Source organism: Bacteroidota bacterium, from assembly GCA_039111535.1.
Lineage (GTDB): Bacteria > Bacteroidota > Rhodothermia > Rhodothermales > JAHQVL01 > JBCCIM01.
The window spans coordinates 1-17,344 of the sequence record JBCCIM010000064.1; the positions used below are offsets into that span (position 1 = coordinate 1).

The 17,344-nt window shown below is 51.3% G+C and carries 11 protein-coding genes; 6 read left to right on the forward strand and 5 right to left on the reverse strand.

All coding sequences use genetic code 11. The features are described from left to right. The coding region (locus AAF564_11725; GenBank protein MEM8486210.1) for a putative Ig domain-containing protein at window positions 1-3,972 on the reverse strand (3,972 nt) is incomplete at its 3' end. 269 nt (window positions 3,973-4,241) lie between these two features. Between AAF564_11725 and AAF564_11730 the strand changes: the two genes are divergently transcribed. The 5 genes from AAF564_11730 (at window position 4,242) to AAF564_11750 (ending at window position 11,983) form a co-directional block, all read left to right on the forward strand. Further along, window positions 4,242-4,670, forward strand: coding sequence for a PaaI family thioesterase (locus AAF564_11730; protein ID MEM8486211.1), 429 nt, complete (start codon window positions 4,242-4,244; stop codon window positions 4,668-4,670). A 97-nt stretch (window positions 4,671-4,767) separates the two neighbouring features. Beyond that, window positions 4,768-5,538 carry an SUMF1/EgtB/PvdO family nonheme iron enzyme gene (locus tag AAF564_11735; protein ID MEM8486212.1) on the forward strand — a complete coding sequence of 257 codons (771 nt, stop codon included), beginning with the start codon at window positions 4,768-4,770 and terminating at the stop codon, window positions 5,536-5,538. A 252-nt stretch (window positions 5,539-5,790) separates the two neighbouring features. Beyond that, window positions 5,791-6,393, forward strand: coding sequence for an HAD family phosphatase (locus AAF564_11740; GenBank protein ID MEM8486213.1), 603 nt, complete (start codon window positions 5,791-5,793; stop codon window positions 6,391-6,393). 82 nt (window positions 6,394-6,475) lie between these two features. Continuing rightward, window positions 6,476-8,461 carry an MHYT domain-containing protein gene (locus AAF564_11745; protein ID MEM8486214.1) on the forward strand — a complete coding sequence of 662 codons (1,986 nt, stop codon included), beginning with the start codon at window positions 6,476-6,478 and terminating at the stop codon, window positions 8,459-8,461. Window positions 8,462-8,605: 144 nt separating this feature from the next. After that, a complete protein-coding gene (locus tag AAF564_11750) occupies window positions 8,606-11,983 on the forward strand; it encodes a malectin domain-containing carbohydrate-binding protein (GenBank protein ID MEM8486215.1) in 3,378 nt (1,125 codons plus the stop codon). Here the strand turns inward: AAF564_11750 and AAF564_11755 are convergent. The 3 genes from AAF564_11755 to AAF564_11765 form a co-directional block, all read right to left on the reverse strand. Continuing rightward, on the reverse strand, window positions 11,976-12,287 hold the full coding sequence (locus AAF564_11755; protein ID MEM8486216.1) for a DUF1801 domain-containing protein: 312 nt from the start codon (window positions 12,285-12,287) through the stop codon (window positions 11,976-11,978). The genes AAF564_11750 and AAF564_11755 overlap by 8 nt on opposite strands. Before the next feature lie 23 nt (window positions 12,288-12,310). Beyond that, on the reverse strand, window positions 12,311-12,670 hold the full coding sequence (locus tag AAF564_11760) for a hypothetical protein (GenBank protein ID MEM8486217.1): 360 nt from the start codon (window positions 12,668-12,670) through the stop codon (window positions 12,311-12,313). A gap of 145 nt (window positions 12,671-12,815) precedes the next feature. Then, window positions 12,816-13,883: a twin-arginine translocation signal domain-containing protein gene (locus tag AAF564_11765; protein MEM8486218.1), complete on the reverse strand. Its 1,068-nt coding sequence runs from the start codon at window positions 13,881-13,883 to the stop codon at window positions 12,816-12,818. Window positions 13,884-14,036: 153 nt separating this feature from the next. On the opposite strand from AAF564_11765, the gene AAF564_11770 reads away from it, so the two are divergent. Further along, window positions 14,037-15,470: an alpha/beta hydrolase gene (locus AAF564_11770; GenBank protein ID MEM8486219.1), complete on the forward strand. Its 1,434-nt coding sequence runs from the start codon at window positions 14,037-14,039 to the stop codon at window positions 15,468-15,470. Window positions 15,471-15,581: 111 nt separating this feature from the next. Here AAF564_11770 and AAF564_11775 read toward each other — a convergent pair whose 3' ends face one another. After that, entirely contained in the window at window positions 15,582-17,033 is a 1,452-nt protein-coding gene (locus tag AAF564_11775) for a cytochrome c peroxidase (protein ID MEM8486220.1), read from the reverse strand. Window positions 17,034-17,344 lie beyond the last annotated feature (311 nt).

Sequence of the window (17,344 nt, forward strand, 5' to 3'; positions counted from 1 at the left end):
AAACGTGTTGGCAATGAGCACGTCATCCCAGCCGTCGCCATCGAGGTCGGTGATGATTGCATCGCGGGCAATTGTTGGCTCGGCTGCGAAGCCGGGTGCCAGGTCAGCCGTGCGATCGACAAGCGTGCCGGATTCGTTCATGATCAGGAGATCTGTACGCGCCCCTGTGCCCATAAAGCCTTCTTTGCGCACCACGATGATGTCATCCCAGCCATCTTTGTCGAGATCACCCACGGCGATGTCTTTTTCTTCTTCATCACCCACGATAGAAAGTGTGCCGGAATCGTCTGTATAATCGATCCACGTGCCACGAGCGGCATCAATATTCCAATTGAAAGTTACGCTGCCATTGCTGCCACCATCGGTGACATCAACAGTAACAGTTGCTGAGCCGGCGCTGCCAGCCACAAGGCCACCACTGATCAGACCTTCGGTACTGATCGACACGCCATCAGGCAGTCCGCTTGCCGAGAAGGTCAATGGGTCGCCATTGTCCTGCTCAACTTGTATGGCCAGCGAAACAGCTTCACCTTCTGCGCCCGTCTGGTCGCCGGGGTTGGTCAGGACTATAGGTGGTAGCGCAAATCCATCAAAAGGAATCGGGCCGGCCTCATCAAAGACCACAAACCCGGCTACTTCTGTAGTATGCCCCACTTCATCATTGGCGGCTTGCTCTTCTTCTGCAAATATCTCCACACTACCGCTGCCCAGGCTCTGGTACCTCATGGTTGCCGGATCGCCACCGTCGACCGTTTGAAAATCTCCAAAGAAAACGGGGTTTGTCGCGTAGCTTTGCGCAAAGGTTATGGTATGCCACGCATCGGTGACATCATTCCCGGTTATGCCGGCTTCGTTCGGTATGGCTGCAGCATCTGATCCAGTAGCAATAGCAACCCAGTAGACCGTTTCAGCACCATGTTCGTTTGTTGATCCTTCCTGTTCTTCCAACTGAACACTGAAACCGGTAGCACTAACTGATGTGTTTCGAGACGTAACTGCTGCCGCGTCGTTTGCACTGCCAACCTGGGTTAAAACGACCGGATTGCTGCTAAAGGCATCTTTGAAGGAAACGCTGTTAAATGCGTTGCCGCTAATGGTTGTGAAACCAGCCTGGATACTGCGTCCATCTGACATCGCATGTGAGCCGGCTTCGAGTACCATGTAGGCCACCGTTTCTGAACCGTGCACCCCATCGAGGTAATCCCATTCGTCGAACTGGAATTCAAAACTGTTTTCGGTGACGTTACGTACGCGCATCGTCAGTTTGTTGTCACCGTTGTACGACGGCGGCCCCATCACGACCACAGGATTGGTATACGAATTATCCAGAGTCACGGTATGCCACTGGCTGCTGCCCGTCTGCTCTGCCGTAACCATTCCGATTTCACCTTGCGCTTCAGCAGGCGTCCAAACATCCCAACTAAAGGATGCAGAAGCATCAAGACTACCGTCGGTTACTGTCACGTCAACGACATTCTCTGCAGCACTGGACGCTTCAATCGTACCACTAATAAGTCCGTCACCATTAATTGTCAGTCCAGCAGGAAGTCCTTCTGCTGAGAAGGAGATCAGATCGCCTTCAGGATCAGAGGCAGCTACCTGCAAAGAGACCACTTCACCCGTGTAGCTGTTTTGATCCGTAATGGCATCAACAACCGGCGCTGTGTTTGGCGCTGGCGGTGCTACAAATAACCTGCTCTCAGGGATTGTCTGTTTGTCTATACCTGGGCCTTCGTACTGTACAACAAGTGATGCTGCCCCACCGTGCTCAAAAAATGTGACTTCGATGGCATGGTATCCTTCATCGAGGTTCACAACACCGGATTGCTCTGCAGCCGCGTGCAAGCCATCATTATCTACAACCATGTTATCATTGATGAACAGTTGGCTGCCATCATCAGATGTTGTGTAGAAGGTGTAGTCTCCTGCAGTTTCGATGTTAACATATCCCGTAAAACGGAATCCAAAGAAGTCTTCTGTATCTCTGTTAGAGATATCGAAGTTGTTGATGACTTCCGTATTAATTGGAACGAGCGTATCAAAGTCAGGCAGCAGCGACCAGCTTCCTTCGTAGTATTCAGAGACAATACCCGCACCTTCTGGGATGACTTCCCATATAAATTCTGCGTCAACCGTATTCAGGCCGTCTGAAACGGTGAGTGCTACGGTGTATGTACCTTCTGCACCATTGGCAATGGTACCTGAAATAAGCCCAGAACCGCCATCGATAGAAAGTCCGGTTGGAAGCCCGGTAGCTGTATAGCTTAATGAGCCATTATCAGAATCGGAAGCTACAATTTGCAAGGAAACCAGGGTGCCTTCAGTTGAAATCTGTGTACCCGGATTTGCAAGATTAGGAACACCTTCAGTAGAAATCTGAATGACTGCAGCCTCAGAAGGAACGCCGTCTGCGTTAACGCCAAAGAGCATCCAGTAGCCCGGGGTCATCACGTTCTCATTGGCATGCATGGCAACGTCGTAGATGCCGGCGGTTGTTTCTGTAAATGCAAGGCTGATTTGACGTACATCACTGTCGACACCGTGCGTGGTAGAAGACATTTTGATTGCGCTGAAGCGCGTACGGCCGGCCGTAGCAGCAACTTCAATGTTTTGGCCATTGCCTGTAACGCCAGGTGCTGAAGAAATCACCGGACGCGTAGCCAGTGAGCCATCGTCGTTAAAAAGGTAGGGTGGAGAGTAAATCTGTGCGTCGATATGGTTCGCGGCACAACCGACGCCACACAAACCACCGCCACCAGTCCATACGCGCCCATCAGTCATGAGCAACGCAACGGAGTGGTAGTTTCTAGGAATAGCCATGTCTGCCGTCTCTGTCCAGGTTTCGGTCACAGGATCAAAGATTTCCGCAGCAAGCACGGTACCCGAGTCATTAAATTTAATACCGGATGTGTTGCCACCAATAACCAGAACTTCACCGGTTGGAAGCGGCACACCATTCTGAAACTTACGTGCATGTGCCATGGAAGCAATCTCGCGTACCACGGGGGTACCACCGGTGATGTCGATAACCATGGCGCGATTGGTACTTGCCGTATTATCGCCGGCGATGGCACCACCTGCCGTCAGGATCTTTCCTTCTTCGTACATAACAGTGGTCCCATGTTTAGGGTACCAGTCTGTTATTTGCGGGCCAACCTGCGAAATGCTACCGTTACCTGCAGTATCGATGTAATGCATGTCGGGGGTTGGACCTGAGTGGAAAACCTGGCCATTGGGCGCAACATGAAAGAGTGGCCACCACTCGTTTTCGTAATAAGCATCGTAGTCAAGCTCAGTTTGGAGGCTCACACCGGTAAGTTTTCTCCATCCCGTCAATTCATTCCACATTTCCGGATTGGCACTGCCACCGCTCCCAATGGCAATCATCACTTCGCCATTTGGCAAGGCCAGTGATGTAGGATACCAACGCGGATCGTCCATCTGCTCTTGTGGGATCCAGGTATCGGTTTCGTAATCGTATCTACTGACCAGCCTGACCGTATTTCGACCGCCCATTACGAGAACGTCGCCGTCTTCGAGCATAACCTGATGCGCGCAAAACATATCGTGGGTATTGTGCGGCACGAGCTTGAAATCTTCTGTAGCGGGATCCCATGCAGCAGCATAGGTAAACTCTGGCTGTCCTCCAGGGAAGCCTTCTTCATCGTTAGATGCCCAGGTAAGAATCCTACCATCAGGCAAGTGCGCTGCAGAAACAGGAATGTGCGGCCAATCCAAAACGGGGCCCCATTCGCCCAATGCATTTAGCTCATTTGCGGCTGCAACGCGTAACTGCGAAGGATCCACAACAAAAGCAGGATAAGCTTTTGCCTGCTCCGCCCAGTAGGCATCGCTCTGGGCATGGTGCTCAGGGCCTTCCTGCGCAAAAGCGCCAGGTGCGAGAAAAGGGAGGAATAGAAGTAGGGATAAAATCCGAAACGGCTTACCCAAATTGTAGCGTTTGAAAAACATACGGCTGCGAGAACAAAGTTGAGGCTTGATGCGAGGCACGTGCCATGGCAACACACACAGGAAACACAGGGGCGGGGAAAACAGGTTGGAGGTGGGGGCGTGCAATAGCTTCCAATAATAGCTTTACCTTATATAGGCTGCCATTCAGATAATGCCCAAAGCAACTACTTAAATGGCGCAATTTGCCGTATCGAAATGGATTACCCGATGCGGATTCATGTAGGCGTTTACACACCATTCGACACGCGAAACTTGATACGTAAAACACCATGAGCGCGCATTACCGGAAACTCGAAAACATGTACCTGTCGGCCCCATTCAACGATCATTTTGCGCCGAAAATCGAAGTAAACAAAGGCGCAGCTGAAATATTGTACGAGGTAAAGCCGGCCTACTTTCACGCAGCATCAGCAGTGCATGGTGCTGTTTATTTCAAGGCAATGGATGACGCGGCTTTTTTTGCTGTGAACTCGGTGGTGGAAGACGTATTTGTGCTCACGGTATCGTTCACAACCTATCTTACGCGGCCAATCAGCACAGGCTATATGCGGGCCACAGGAAAATTAGTGCATCAGTCGCAGCGACTTTTCCTGGCGGAAGCAGTCATTGAAGACGATAAAGGCCGGCAAATTGCTCGAGGCAACGGATCCTTCATGCGTAGCCGGACACCCTTGTCCCCCGATATTGGTTATCAGTAAAAGGGTACCGCCAAAGTAGACTTTGCAACCAATCGAACTATCGACACAAAACTTTATTTCTTAAAGACTTAAGCAACCCATTAAGCACACAGCACCTATGCCCACAAAACGCCCACCGTACACCTTTTTCTGCCTGCTCATAACCATTTCGCTCACAACGTCAGCTTGCTTTTTATTCAAGAAGGCATCGGACGTCCCATTTGAAACGGTTCATATCCCTGCCGGCGCCTTTATGATGGGTGATGTATTTGAAGAAACAGACATGGATGCCACCCCGGTCCACCGCGTCGTTATCGCCCCGTTTGAGCTGGCAAAACATGAAATCACCTATGCTGCGTACGATACATTTGCCGTACAAACAGGCCGGCCCCTCCCCGATGACAATGGGTACGGACGCGGCACCCGGGCTGTGGTTAACGTTACCTGGCAAGACGCTGACGATTTCTGCGCATTTTACGGATTCCGATTGCCAACTGAAGTCGAATGGGAATATGCCGCACGCGACGCCGGCAAAGCAATCCGATTTGCCGGCACCGACAGCCTGGAAGCTGTAGACGACTTCGCGCGACACATCGACAACAGCGTTTTGTATTCTTTTCAAGTGGGCTCGAAGGAGCCAAACGGACTGGGATTACATGATATGAGCGGCAATGTCTATGAGTGGATCGGCGCTTATTATGAGTTTTACCCCAAAGCCGGCAATAAACCCGTCTACAAAGACCTCGACAAAGGCGCCATGCGCATCATCCGTGGCGGCAGTTTTAAGTCCCCACCTATACACACCCAAACCTACTGGCGCTCCGGTACCCTAGCTGATATCCCCTCAAATGCGCTCGGATTCCGCTGCGCCAGATCGCTCTTGCAGTGACCGGGATTGAAGGTAAAATTCGATACGGTTCCATAGAAAAATTGAAGCTCTGCAAGGGCACCAAGGTATGTCCACGCCAAACACCCGTCGGGTCTTGAAGAACCAACGGGTGTTTCACAAAAGACGTATTTCGATTCAAAAACGCACCCTCTCACACATAAAATTTCGATATCCATCCCCCTTCCAACCGCATCAAAATCATTGCCGGCTGCGTTACAAGTCGGCAATCTATAACCACAAGCTTTTTGATACATGATTGATACGGTAGTTTTCGACCTCGGCGGTGTACTCATCGACTGGAACCCTCGCCACATGTACCGCAAATTGATGGCGGATGAAACAGAAATGGAGCACTTTCTGGCTACCGTGTGCACAGGCGAATGGAATGCTCAGCAGGATGCCGGCCGGCCTTTTGCTGAAGGTGTTGCCACGTTATCAGCGCAATGGCCGCAACATAGCACCCTGATCGAAGCATTTCATACACGCTGGATAGAAATGATCAATGGACCCATTGACGGAACGGTAGAACTGATGCGCCAAATACGCGATAAAGGCACGCCGCTCTACGCCCTCACCAATTGGTCTGCCGAGACATTCCCACTTGTACGCCCGACGTTTGAGTTCTTCAACTGGTTTCTTGGCATTGTGGTGTCAGGTGAGGAAAAAATGATCAAACCCGATCCCGCCTTTTATCAGCTAATGATGGATCGCTATTCCCTCGTCCCGGAGCAGTTGGTATTTATTGATGACAGTTTGCCTAACATTGAAACGGCAAACAAACTCGGCATTACGGCGCTACACTTCACCGGACCGGAGCAACTTGAGAAAGATCTCAAACGGTTGAACGTGCTGTAGGCAACACGTTTAACTTGCCCCTGCATGATCCGATACCAGCAATGCCAGGTGATGTCCCTTCGCCCGCCATTCTCCGGAATTCATGGATCATGCTACTGATATATTGACAGGCACGTACAATCCGTGGCTTGTCTGCCTGTCTTACCTGGTAGCGACAGTTGCTTCGTTTACCGCGTTGAGCCTTGCCCGCAGGGTTGCACGAAGCACGGGCAATGCAGCAAAGCGATGGCTTATTGTTGGCGCAATCGTGATGGGTATAGGTATTTGGTCTATGCACTTTGTGGGTATGCTGGCGTTCAACCTGCCAATGCCCTTCCACTACGACATTTCAACGACACTCCTTTCTCTCCTTGTCGGTATCGGCGCTTCCGGGTTTGCCCTGCATGTAGTATCACACGCATCAGTAAGTACCTCCAAACTGGTGGTGAGCGGTATCATTATGGGCCTTGGCATCGCAAGCATGCACTATACAGGCATGATGGCGATGGAAATGCAGGCGACAATCAGCTACCAGCCGGCCATATTTGCCAGTTCTATTGTGCTAGCAATTCTTGCCGCCATTGCAGCCCTTTGGATTGCCTTCCAACTCTCTAATCTGGAAAAGAAAAACTTCCCCAGAAAAATTGCAGCCGCAATGGTGATGGGGCTAGCCATTGTCGGCATGCATTATACGGGCATGGCGGCAGCAATTTACACCCCCGAAGCAGGGTACGTACATCCCCAAACCGCCCTCACCCAAGATAACCTTTGGCTGGCCATTGGAATTTCAGTCGCCACGCTGGTAATACTCAGCGGCACCCTGATTACCATATTCTTCGACTACAGGATGCTCATCCAGAAAGGCATCGAGCAACAGCTCTCTGATCTTGTAGCATCGCGTACAGAAGCCTTAACAGATACAGTTGAGAAGCTACGGATTGCACGCGATACGGCGGAGGAAGCAACCCGGGCAAAAAGCGAGTTTTTGGCAACGATGAGCCATGAAATTCGCACGCCCATGAACGGCGTTATTGGTATGACGAGTTTACTGCTGGAAGAAGATCTTGCGCCCGAACATCTGGAAATGGTCGAAGTCATCCATCATTCCGGTGAAGCATTGTTAACTGTCATTAACGACATCCTGGATTTCTCAAAAATTGAAGCCGGCCACCTTGCACTCGAACAACACCCCTTCAACATTCGGGATGTATTGGAAGGCGCGCTCGAAGTGCTCTGTATAAGCGCCCAGAAAAAAGGCATTGAACTGATCTGTGCGGTTTCAACAGATGTACCTGCGTACGTTATCGGAGACGAGACGAGGCTTCAACAAATCCTGGTCAATCTGCTGGGAAATGCCGTAAAATTCACTACGACGGGCGAAATTGTGCTTTCCGTATCCGTCGATGAAAGCGCAACAAGAGATCCCTTCACGTTACACATCGCAGTAAGTGATACTGGTATTGGCATACCCAAAGATAAAATAGCCAGGCTGTTTGATGCCTTTTCCCAGGCAGATTCTTCGACTACCCGAAAATATGGCGGAACGGGCCTCGGCCTCACCATCAGCGCCCGGCTCATTGAATTGATGGGGGGCAATATTTGGGTAGAAAGCGAGGTTGGCGTGGGCAGTACTTTCCATTTCAATATTCACACGCCCCCGTCTATCGAACATAGCAAGAGACAGTTTGAAGTATCCCCGCTCATTGCAGGAAAAAAAGCACTCCTTGTAATCCCGAATAATACGCTGCGTTGCATTACCGCAGCCTTGTTGCGCAGTTGGCACATTGAAACTGATGAATTTGCCACTTGGACCGAAGCTCAAATGCACCTGAATGTCTCCCCACCAGGCGATCTACTTTTGGTAGATCAGGAAAGCGGCATAGACTTCGAGGACGCTTTTGCAGCGCTGCATAAACAATATCCAGCTTGTAAGATTTTCCTGGCCGGTGCATTTAAGAAGCGCACAGAATCGCCGGCTATAACAGATTTCCTCATCAAACCCATCAAAGAACGTCACTTACACAGCGCATTATTGAAAGCCTACATCCATGAACATCTGCGGGCAAGGTTTACCCTACCATTAGACTAACCTCTGCCCCACATCCCGGCGCGCTTTCGTCGCTGTTATGATGCGTCAAATCGGGTGTACGGCTGTATCCATAGGATACACTGGCCGGTGCCCATCGAACGTATATTTTTCAGTCCATTATTCACTGCTTTATTTATAGCGCCCATGCCCATCAATTCGATTTTTGAGCGGATAGCCTGTCTTTTCCTGCTTTTGTTATTGTCAGCCCCATTTTCTTCCTTCACCATTGCGCAATCTGTAGAGCCAGTGCGCGAAGGCGCCCACAATCCAGGTGCGCCCCTGTGGGGCCCTCGCGTTTCACAGATGGAATGGACCTCACTACAAGATGCACTTGAGCCGCGCGTAGAAGGACACAGTGCTGTCATAGACGGAAAAATCTATGTATTCGGTGGCTTCCAGACGCAGGATATCGTACCAACCGACAAGAATGAAGTCTACAACATTGACACCAATGCCTGGTCGACCTTTGCCCCCCTCCCGATACCCAATACCCATGTTGGCTCTGCAGAAGCAGATGGCAAAGTTTGGATTGCCGGCGGATATGCATTGATCGGTTTTATACAGACCGTAGACATCGTCTGGATCTACGACCCGGTTGCAAACACCTTTACAAATGGCCCCAGCCTTCCTGCACCACGCGCCGGCGGTGCCCTGGTGCGATTAGGCCGTAAACTGCACTACATAAGCGGCCTGGAAAACCGCAACGATTCCGTTGGAGATCACTTTGTACTTGACCTCGACGAACCAGGCGGCCCCCAGACGTGGACCACAGCAGCCCCCATGCCCGATCCGCGCAACCACTTTAGCGGCATTGCTCTTGGCGGGAAAATTTATGCAATCGGAGGGCAGTTCAACCACGACATCGATCCTGTCGATACCAACCTTGTGCACGAATATGATCCCGAAACCGATGCATGGACCCGTAAAGCAGATCTGCCCTATATTCGCTCCCATTTTGAACCCGGCACCATCGCAGTCGACGGTAAAATTGTAATCGTAGGCGGTCGCACCGGTACACAGAACTGTGTAGATACCATCACAGAATACGATCCTGTTGCCAACCAATGGGCTGAACTCTTCACTATGCCAGACTGTCTGTTGGCACCATCGGCCAAAGTAATCGACGATGAAATGATTGTCTCACATGGCGGCAAGGTCTCTGTGCTCTTCCCGACAACCGCTACACGCAAGACGGAATTTGAGCGGTCTCCGAGTACATCCATGCAGTTCTCGCCGACATCCTATACCGTTAGCCTCGCACCCGGAGAAACTGCAACCGTTGAACCGCTGCTGTGGACGTTAACCGACGAAGCAGCCTATACCATCAACCTTGCTGGCTTGCCGTCATGGATCAGCAATGTATCTAAAAATACGGGCACCGCGGATGTTGCCGCCGATGAAATTGATATTACACTGAATACCACCGGACTGGCACCAGGTGTGTATTCACACACATTAACAGCTACAGCAAGCGGCTATAACGATGCCACCTTGACCCTTCAGGTAACGGTGGCCGGAGATGGCGAAGCACTCCTGGCCTTTTCGCCGGCGTCGATTGATTTAGGCGCTGTGGCTGCAGGAGATACCCATGCGCAAACCCTTACACTCACAAACACAGGCAGCGGCACAGCAACCTTCTCGCTTTCAGGCGCAGAATTGGTCGCCTCTGCGCTCAACCTGACATACAGCGGTGCTGCAGTTGACGTAATGCTTCGCCCCGAAGCCGGTGTTACCCAATTAGCCCCAGGAGCATCTGCAACCGTTGATATGTACATCACGATGCTCGAATCAGGTGCCGTTACCGGATCAGGGAGCTTTCCTTACTTCTCTGACGGCGACGAAACCAGCGTAGGCCTCAGTTTCTCCGCAACCGCTTCAGGCACCCGTATCGCGCGGATCAATGCCGGCAGTACAACCACCATATCACCCGGCGTTTTTGCAGTATGGGATGAAGACCAATTGTTTGAATCCGGGAAGACATTCTCGAACGATGCAGTCACTTTAATTGACGGTACCCTCGACCAGGAGCCCTACAAAAGCGAACGCAGCGCCCTGACCAACCTGGGCAGTTTTGCCTACCGGATTCCCGTCCCTGCAGCCGGACACTACATCGCCCGGTTGCACTTTGCAGAAACCTTCTTTGGCGCCCCTGGTGGCTCCATCGATTTCATCGGCCGGCGCGTGTTTGATGTGAACCTCGAAGGTGGCCCCGTTGAACTGGATGACTACGATATTGCAGCGGAAGTGGGTCCGGTCACGGCTGTTGTGAAAGCTTTCACGATGGAAGTACTCGACGGCACACTAGACATTGAATTTGAAGCCTCCGTCGACCAACCCAAAGTCTCAGCCATTGAGGTATTCCAGGTTGACCAGACTATACAACAAGCACTCTTTGACGGCTGGAATCTGATTAGCTTGCCTACCACGCCAACCGATGCAGCACCCACAAGTATTTATGCTGATATCGACCTGGTACAATTGCCTTTTGCCTATGTCGGCAACAGCTACGTTGAGCAAACGTCTATGGCAATGGGGACGGGCTACTGGCTCAAGACCGCCGGCAACAGCTTCCAATCCCATGCCGGCACTGCAAATACTGCAACGAGCGTAGCACTGCAAGATGGATGGAATATCATCGGCGGTGCTACCTGTGCTTCCCCCCTATCCAGCGCCACCGGGGCAACCAGTTTACTCATCAACCCGGATGTCTACGGTTACAGCGATCAGAATGGCTACAGCCTCGTTGATGTGCTCCAACCCGGCCAGGGATACTGGGCCGAAGCTTCTGGCAGCGGCACTGTCACCTTTAACTGCGGAGCCGGCAAAGCCAAGGCACACGAATCGTACGACCAAACAATACAATCAGCTGAAAATACGGCCCTGCTTACCATTGAAGATGCCCGCGGCTATACACGCACCCTTTTCATTGCGGTTGATGCATCTGCAGAAGGACAGTTCAGGCTACCACCTACGCCGCCAAGCAATCAGGTAGATGTGCGCTTCCTGAACAGCTCAAGCCTCATGGACGCAGATGCTGCCGTTGCCAAAATACAGGCCATGGAAGCTCCGTTAACCTTTACCCTAACTGGAGACGATCGCGTGAGCGGTGTGGTGCTGTCGGTCAATAACGGAGATGATTGGGAGGTTGTTGGTGAGTTGACCTACGGTACATCAACAACGGTAGACGCACCTGACCTCAGCCGGCTGCTTGTAAGCAAGTATGCCACGGAAGCTGCGCTACCACAGCTGTTTACCTTGCAGCAAGCCTATCCGAATCCATTCCAGTCTGCGTTTACCGTTTCTTTTGATACACCGGAAGACGCCGTGGCGCGTATTGAACTCTACGACATGCTAGGGAAACGCGTCCTGGTTAGCCCGTCTGCCCCAATCCCTGCCGGCAGCCAGCGCACGCTTCAAGTAACAACATCCGGACTCGCATCTGGCGCTTACATGTATCAGTTGATTGTAGAGACCCCTTCAGGCAACCACCGGGCCACCGGGCAGGTTGTGATGATCAAGTAGGTCCCAACCCATTGTTAACCTCGATTGCCTGGATGAAGTAGTACAATAACAGTCCTTCATCCAGGTAATCGAGTGATAGCCAGCGTTTCGATTTTCCGGATCCCCACAGCCGGCCGTATGCATCTTCTAGCCGGACGCCTTTGAAAAAGCCTACATCTATGCCGGCATTTGTTGGCTGCAAATGACACAGCCCACCTCGCCGGTTGACGTAGCTTGTTACATGGGCCTTCCGCCGCTCTCGCACCCCGTCAAAACCCAACAGAAATTCTCGAATCTCCAGAAACAGAGGCGCCTGACCGGACACTATGGCCTTGTCATAATGCACACTTAAATGCCTTCAAAGTAGCGCACGTTAACGCGCTGATATGCTTCTCCACCACCCGGGAAACGAGAGAAAATATCCTGCCAGGCACGCGATCCAAATACTGCCTCTTTTGTTCGGTCAGCGTGCTCCTTCGAATTCCACCGGATCACCCAGGTCACATTGGCCGCGCCCAGGTCGTCCAGCGGAACACCTGACACTTCTGCTTCACCCTCTCCTTTCAACCAAAATCCGACAACATGCATGTGTTGACGGATATGGGGCAATCCGTGGTTGGTAATCCACATTTTATAGTTTTCCAATTGCTCGGGGGCAATGTGGTAATCTCTGATTTCGTAGAGATGGGTTGCGGAAGACGTTTTCATTTTAATCCCTCGTTAGAGCTTGTAGCAAACTGTAGCAGTTTACGACAATCAAGCGAAAGCATCAAAGCAAAAAAGAGGCGTAACCTTACGGCTACACCTCTCTGTTAAAACTTCTGTGCTATCCTCATCGCTTTCCGTTGTAAGCTTAAATGCGTTCCAGTTTAACTGGATACGTTTTCTCCGCATTCCATTGGCAGACGTAGATGTTTTTGTCGTCATCGATGCAAACGTCGTGACAATGGAAGAAAATAGGCAAGTCCTGCACCATTAACTGTAGTTCGCCTTGCACGTAGCGCGGCGCTGTACCCCCAGGGTTGGATACAACGCGATCGTTTTTATCCAGGATGGTAACAAAACCCGATCGGTCGGTGCGGTTCAGATACTTCAGCCGCGACCAGCAAACGCCGGCATACAGCATATCGTCATCAATTACCGGCCGACACACAAAAGCACCCGGCAGGAAAATGGTCGACAAATACTCTCCATCCAGCGTAAAACGCTTGAAGGCATTGTGCGCACGCGAGGTACAGAGCAGCGTCGGATCACCACTGCCGCGGGTATCGATACAAACACCGTGGGCCGTTTGGAACTGATCTTCACCATCACCGCGGCCGCCAAATTTACGAATGAAGTTGCCCTCTATATCGTACTGCAATATAAACTGGGAGCCGTAACCATCTGCAACATAAATGTCGCCATTGGGGCCAATTGTGGTTTCGGTCGGAACGTAGCGCTGCTCTTCAGTATAGACCCCAATTTCGTGGGGCGTCGGCATCCGCATCACTTCCTGCCCGTCGAGCGTAGTTTTCACCACCACGCCGCCATTGTCTGTAATAAAGAGGAATTCTTCACCGCCGGCATCCCAAATGGTGAGGCCGTGTCCGGATGGAAAACTATCACCCCAGCTATTTACAAGTTTTCCAGATTTGTCGTAAATGATGATGTTATTTTTTGTCTCATCAGTAACCATGATGAGTCGCTTCTGAGAATCCATTACCATCTCATGGCAATTTTTCACAGGCGTTTGCCCGGCATCCAGGCTACCCCAGTATTTGTGTACCTTGTACTTGAAATCGCCGTGGCCAACAATCTCACCATCTGCAGGCTTTTTGCTGATTATGTTTACACTGTAGCCAGGTGCGATGAAGGCAGCGCCGGCAACGGCAGAGGCCTGCTTTACAAAAGTTCTGCGGCTGGTGGTTTGTTTTTTCATGACTGAACAGGTTGTGTCGACAGGTGGAAACGAAGCGCTATGAAGATAGCTGCACCGGAAAATATCGTCAGAAATATAACCAACACGTAACTTTCTGCAAGGCAAATCGTTTATTTAGACAATTTCCTAATTATCTAATAATAACAGCACGTTATGAAAGAACGCTATTGGCTTCAGTCGCTACTGCCCTTTTTCATCCTGCTTCTCTTTACACCGATGCACGTATTTGCACAACAAACACCCGCTGCCCTCGAAGGGGCTTGGGAAGGTAACCTTGTGTTACCCAACGGCCAATTGCGCATCGTATTCAATCTTAAGGCAGAGGGTGACGGCTTGTCTGCAACCATGGACAGTCCTGACCAGGGGGCTACGGGTATTCCTGTAACATCAACAACACTTGAAGCCGGTATCCTTACCCTAAATGCATCAGCCATTCGCGGTACGTACAAGGGGACGGTGAATGAGGCCGGTGATGCAATCGCAGGTACATGGAGCCAGGGCGGTATGTCGCTTGAACTCAATTTATCCAAAACTGAAAAACCGACCAAAGTAGACCGGCCGCAGGAGCCGCAGCGTCCTTTCCCATACGAAGAAGAAGCAGTGTTTTATGATAACGCAGTTGGTGACGCCCGGCTTGCCGGCACCCTGACCCTGCCAACGTCACCCGGCCCCCACCCTGCAGTGGTGCTGATTTCAGGGTCCGGCCCCCAGGACCGGGATGAGACCATCATGGGGCACAAGCCCTTCCTGGTGCTCTCAGATCACCTCACACGCGAAGGCATTGCCGTGTTAAGATATGACGACCGCGGCACAGGCGAATCCACCGGCAATTTTGCAGCCGCAACATCTGAAGACCTTGCGCGCGACGCACAGGCTGCAGTGGATTTCCTGAAAACCAGATCCGACATAGATGCCTCACAAATTGGCCTTGCCGGCCACAGCGAAGGCGGACTCATTGCCCCCATGCTTGCGCAAAAGCCAGACAACGTCGCCTTCATCGTATTGCTTGCAGGGCCCGGGCTAACCGGTGCTGAGATATTAAAACAGCAAACCAATTTGATTGCCAAAGCAGCCGGCATGTCAGATGCATTGGTGGAAAAGCTTGTCGCAACAAATACAACGCTATATGCAGTTGCACAATCTGCCTCATCGGACACTGTAGCAGAAGAATTGAAAGCTGCGGTTTCCCGCATCAAAACAGAACTGGGCCCCAATACCGCAGGTGCACTTGGTATGGGAAATGAAGCAGCGGAGCAACGCATCGTGGCACAGTTGTCGAGTCCGTGGATGCGTTATTTCCTCTCCTATGACCCTGCACCGGCCCTTACGAAGGTAAAGGTCCCTGTGCTTTCCATCATTGGTAGCAAAGACCTGCAAGTCCCTGCAGCAGGCAATACAGCGGCTATCCAGCAAGCTTTACAAGCCGGCAACAATCCGCACTTCGTAGCAAAAGTACTGCCCGACCTCAACCATCTTTTTCAAACAGCAGAGACGGGAGCAGTTGCTGAATACGGACAAATTACAGAAACCTTCGCCCCTGAAGCGCTCGACATGGTGGGCAACTGGATAAAAGAGCAGGTCCAATAACACAACCCAATCATAGACAACGCAGGAAAGTGATACCATAGAAAAAGGGCAACAGTTGTTAGACTGCTGCCCTTTTCTAAAAATTAATCCGGTTGATTTAGCCTTGTCGGCTTAGCAACCCAGATCAGCCCGTGACTGTGTGTCATTCACAACGAGGCAGTTGCCTGAAGGAATAGAAGAAGGCACGTAGCGGCTGAGGTTAGGATCGTACAGACCACCTTCGATGAAGGCAACGAGGTCAGATACTTCATCCTGCGTCAGGCCGAGTGGCTGGAACTGCGCGGCAAGTTGGCCGGCAGGTACTTCAGCGTTCTGCGGTACAGCTGCGTTTTTGTACTCAACCACTTCACGTACAGAGCGGAAGTTACCACCGTGTCCGTAGAATGGAGAGTCAACGAGGTTGTAAAGCTGAGGCGTTTTGAATTTGTATTCGTCAGCTGCGTTTCCGGTGAAGCTTGCGCGACCCAGGTTGGCTTCAGCTGTATCGAAATCACCATATACGCCAGGACCGTCCAGGTTATTCATACCCAGTGCATAGAAGGTCATAGAGCTCAGTGCAGGACCACCATGGCAATCAACACAGCCCGCTTTGTCAGCAAACAGCATGGCACCACGCTTCTCAGCGTCGGTCATTGCGTTTTTGTTGCCTTTCAGCCAGAGCTGGAACGGCGCCTGGTTAGACAGCATTGTGCGCTCAAAAGCAGCGATAGCCAGACCGGTATGCTCGACGTCAAATGGATCTGCCACTGTAGGGAATGCTTCTGCAAAAAGCGTGGTGTACGTTGGGTTGGTAACAACCAATGAGCTGTCGATAAGCCCCATACGATGTACGCCTAGTCCACCAATAGCCTGTGTTTCAAGTCCTTCATATCCAAGTTCGTTGGTAGCGATTGGCGTACCTGGAGTCCAACGGTCTTCAGTACCTGCATTCGGACCTGTAGCACCAAACTGGCCGTTCCACAGGTTAACAATCTGGTATGCACCGTTCATTGCTGAAGGTGTACGGATTGGCTGTACATCGAGCTCTTCGAGTGCGTAATTTGGATCGTTTACGCGAGAAGAACCATCAGTACCAAAACCGAACCCACCTTCACCAACACCCTGGATGACACCAGCCTGGAAGCCGGCAGCAGCGTGATGGCAAGAAGCGCAAGAAGCGGTATGGAGTCCTTCAGGACGCGTTGGGTTGGTCAGAAGGCCTGTTTCGTGGTAAAGCAACTGGCCAAGTTCAACTTTCTTGGCTGTTACCGGGTTGTTTGGATCTTGAGGAATTGACGCAAAGTCAGTGCTTTCTGGCAACTCAAATGCGGCCATACCCTGTCCGGGTGCGGCTGCTGCCAGCGTTTCTTCCAAAAGTTCGTCAAGGCTAGGATCGCTGTCGTCGCCTTTACTAAAGAGATCACAACCTACCAGCAAACCAGACATTACGAGGCACAGGGCCAGGCGCTGGATTTGCCGAAAAGTTTGATGCAGTGATTTTGTTGGAATTGCGTCTTGCGGGCCGGAAGTAAGCATAGAAGCCACCTCAGAAGCCCGAAGATCGTGCTTCGCTGTACTGATCATGTTAATTCTGCTTGATTTGGTTAATAGTTAGAAAGCAGACGAATCCTGTTTCTCACTATGGAGCACAAATGGGGGGCTTGGATAGAATCTCTATGCTTGCAGGCGCTTCATCGAAGCGAACTTTAGAGAATCTGGAGTTGACTCGGCTTTTATCGCCGTACCCTATATATCATTCCATCAGAAAGGCACACCGAACTTAATAGCCAGTTCAATTTGAATTCATACTGCAAATTTATATACATGGACCCCAACCTGTATCTTACCGAACCGTCTGCTGCCCCGGTATGAAGTCCACAGGCAGTATCGGTTAA

Bases quoted from the DNA above. Each gene is read 5' to 3' on its own strand.
- AAF564_11775 (MEM8486220.1), bottom strand. From the start codon at position 17,033: ATGATCAGTACAGCGAAGCACGATCTTCGGGCTTCTGAGGTGGCTTCT.
- AAF564_11735 (MEM8486212.1), top strand. From the start codon at position 4,768: ATGCCCACAAAACGCCCACCGTACACCTTTTTCTGCCTGCTCATAACC.
- AAF564_11745 (MEM8486214.1), top strand. From the start codon at position 6,476: ATGGATCATGCTACTGATATATTGACAGGCACGTACAATCCGTGGCTT.
- AAF564_11730 (MEM8486211.1), top strand. From the start codon at position 4,242: ATGAGCGCGCATTACCGGAAACTCGAAAACATGTACCTGTCGGCCCCA.
- AAF564_11750 (MEM8486215.1), top strand. From the start codon at position 8,606: ATGCCCATCAATTCGATTTTTGAGCGGATAGCCTGTCTTTTCCTGCTT.
- AAF564_11770 (MEM8486219.1), top strand. From the start codon at position 14,037: ATGAAAGAACGCTATTGGCTTCAGTCGCTACTGCCCTTTTTCATCCTG.
- AAF564_11740 (MEM8486213.1), top strand. From the start codon at position 5,791: ATGATTGATACGGTAGTTTTCGACCTCGGCGGTGTACTCATCGACTGG.
- AAF564_11760 (MEM8486217.1), bottom strand. From the start codon at position 12,670: ATGAAAACGTCTTCCGCAACCCATCTCTACGAAATCAGAGATTACCAC.
- AAF564_11765 (MEM8486218.1), bottom strand. From the start codon at position 13,883: ATGAAAAAACAAACCACCAGCCGCAGAACTTTTGTAAAGCAGGCCTCT.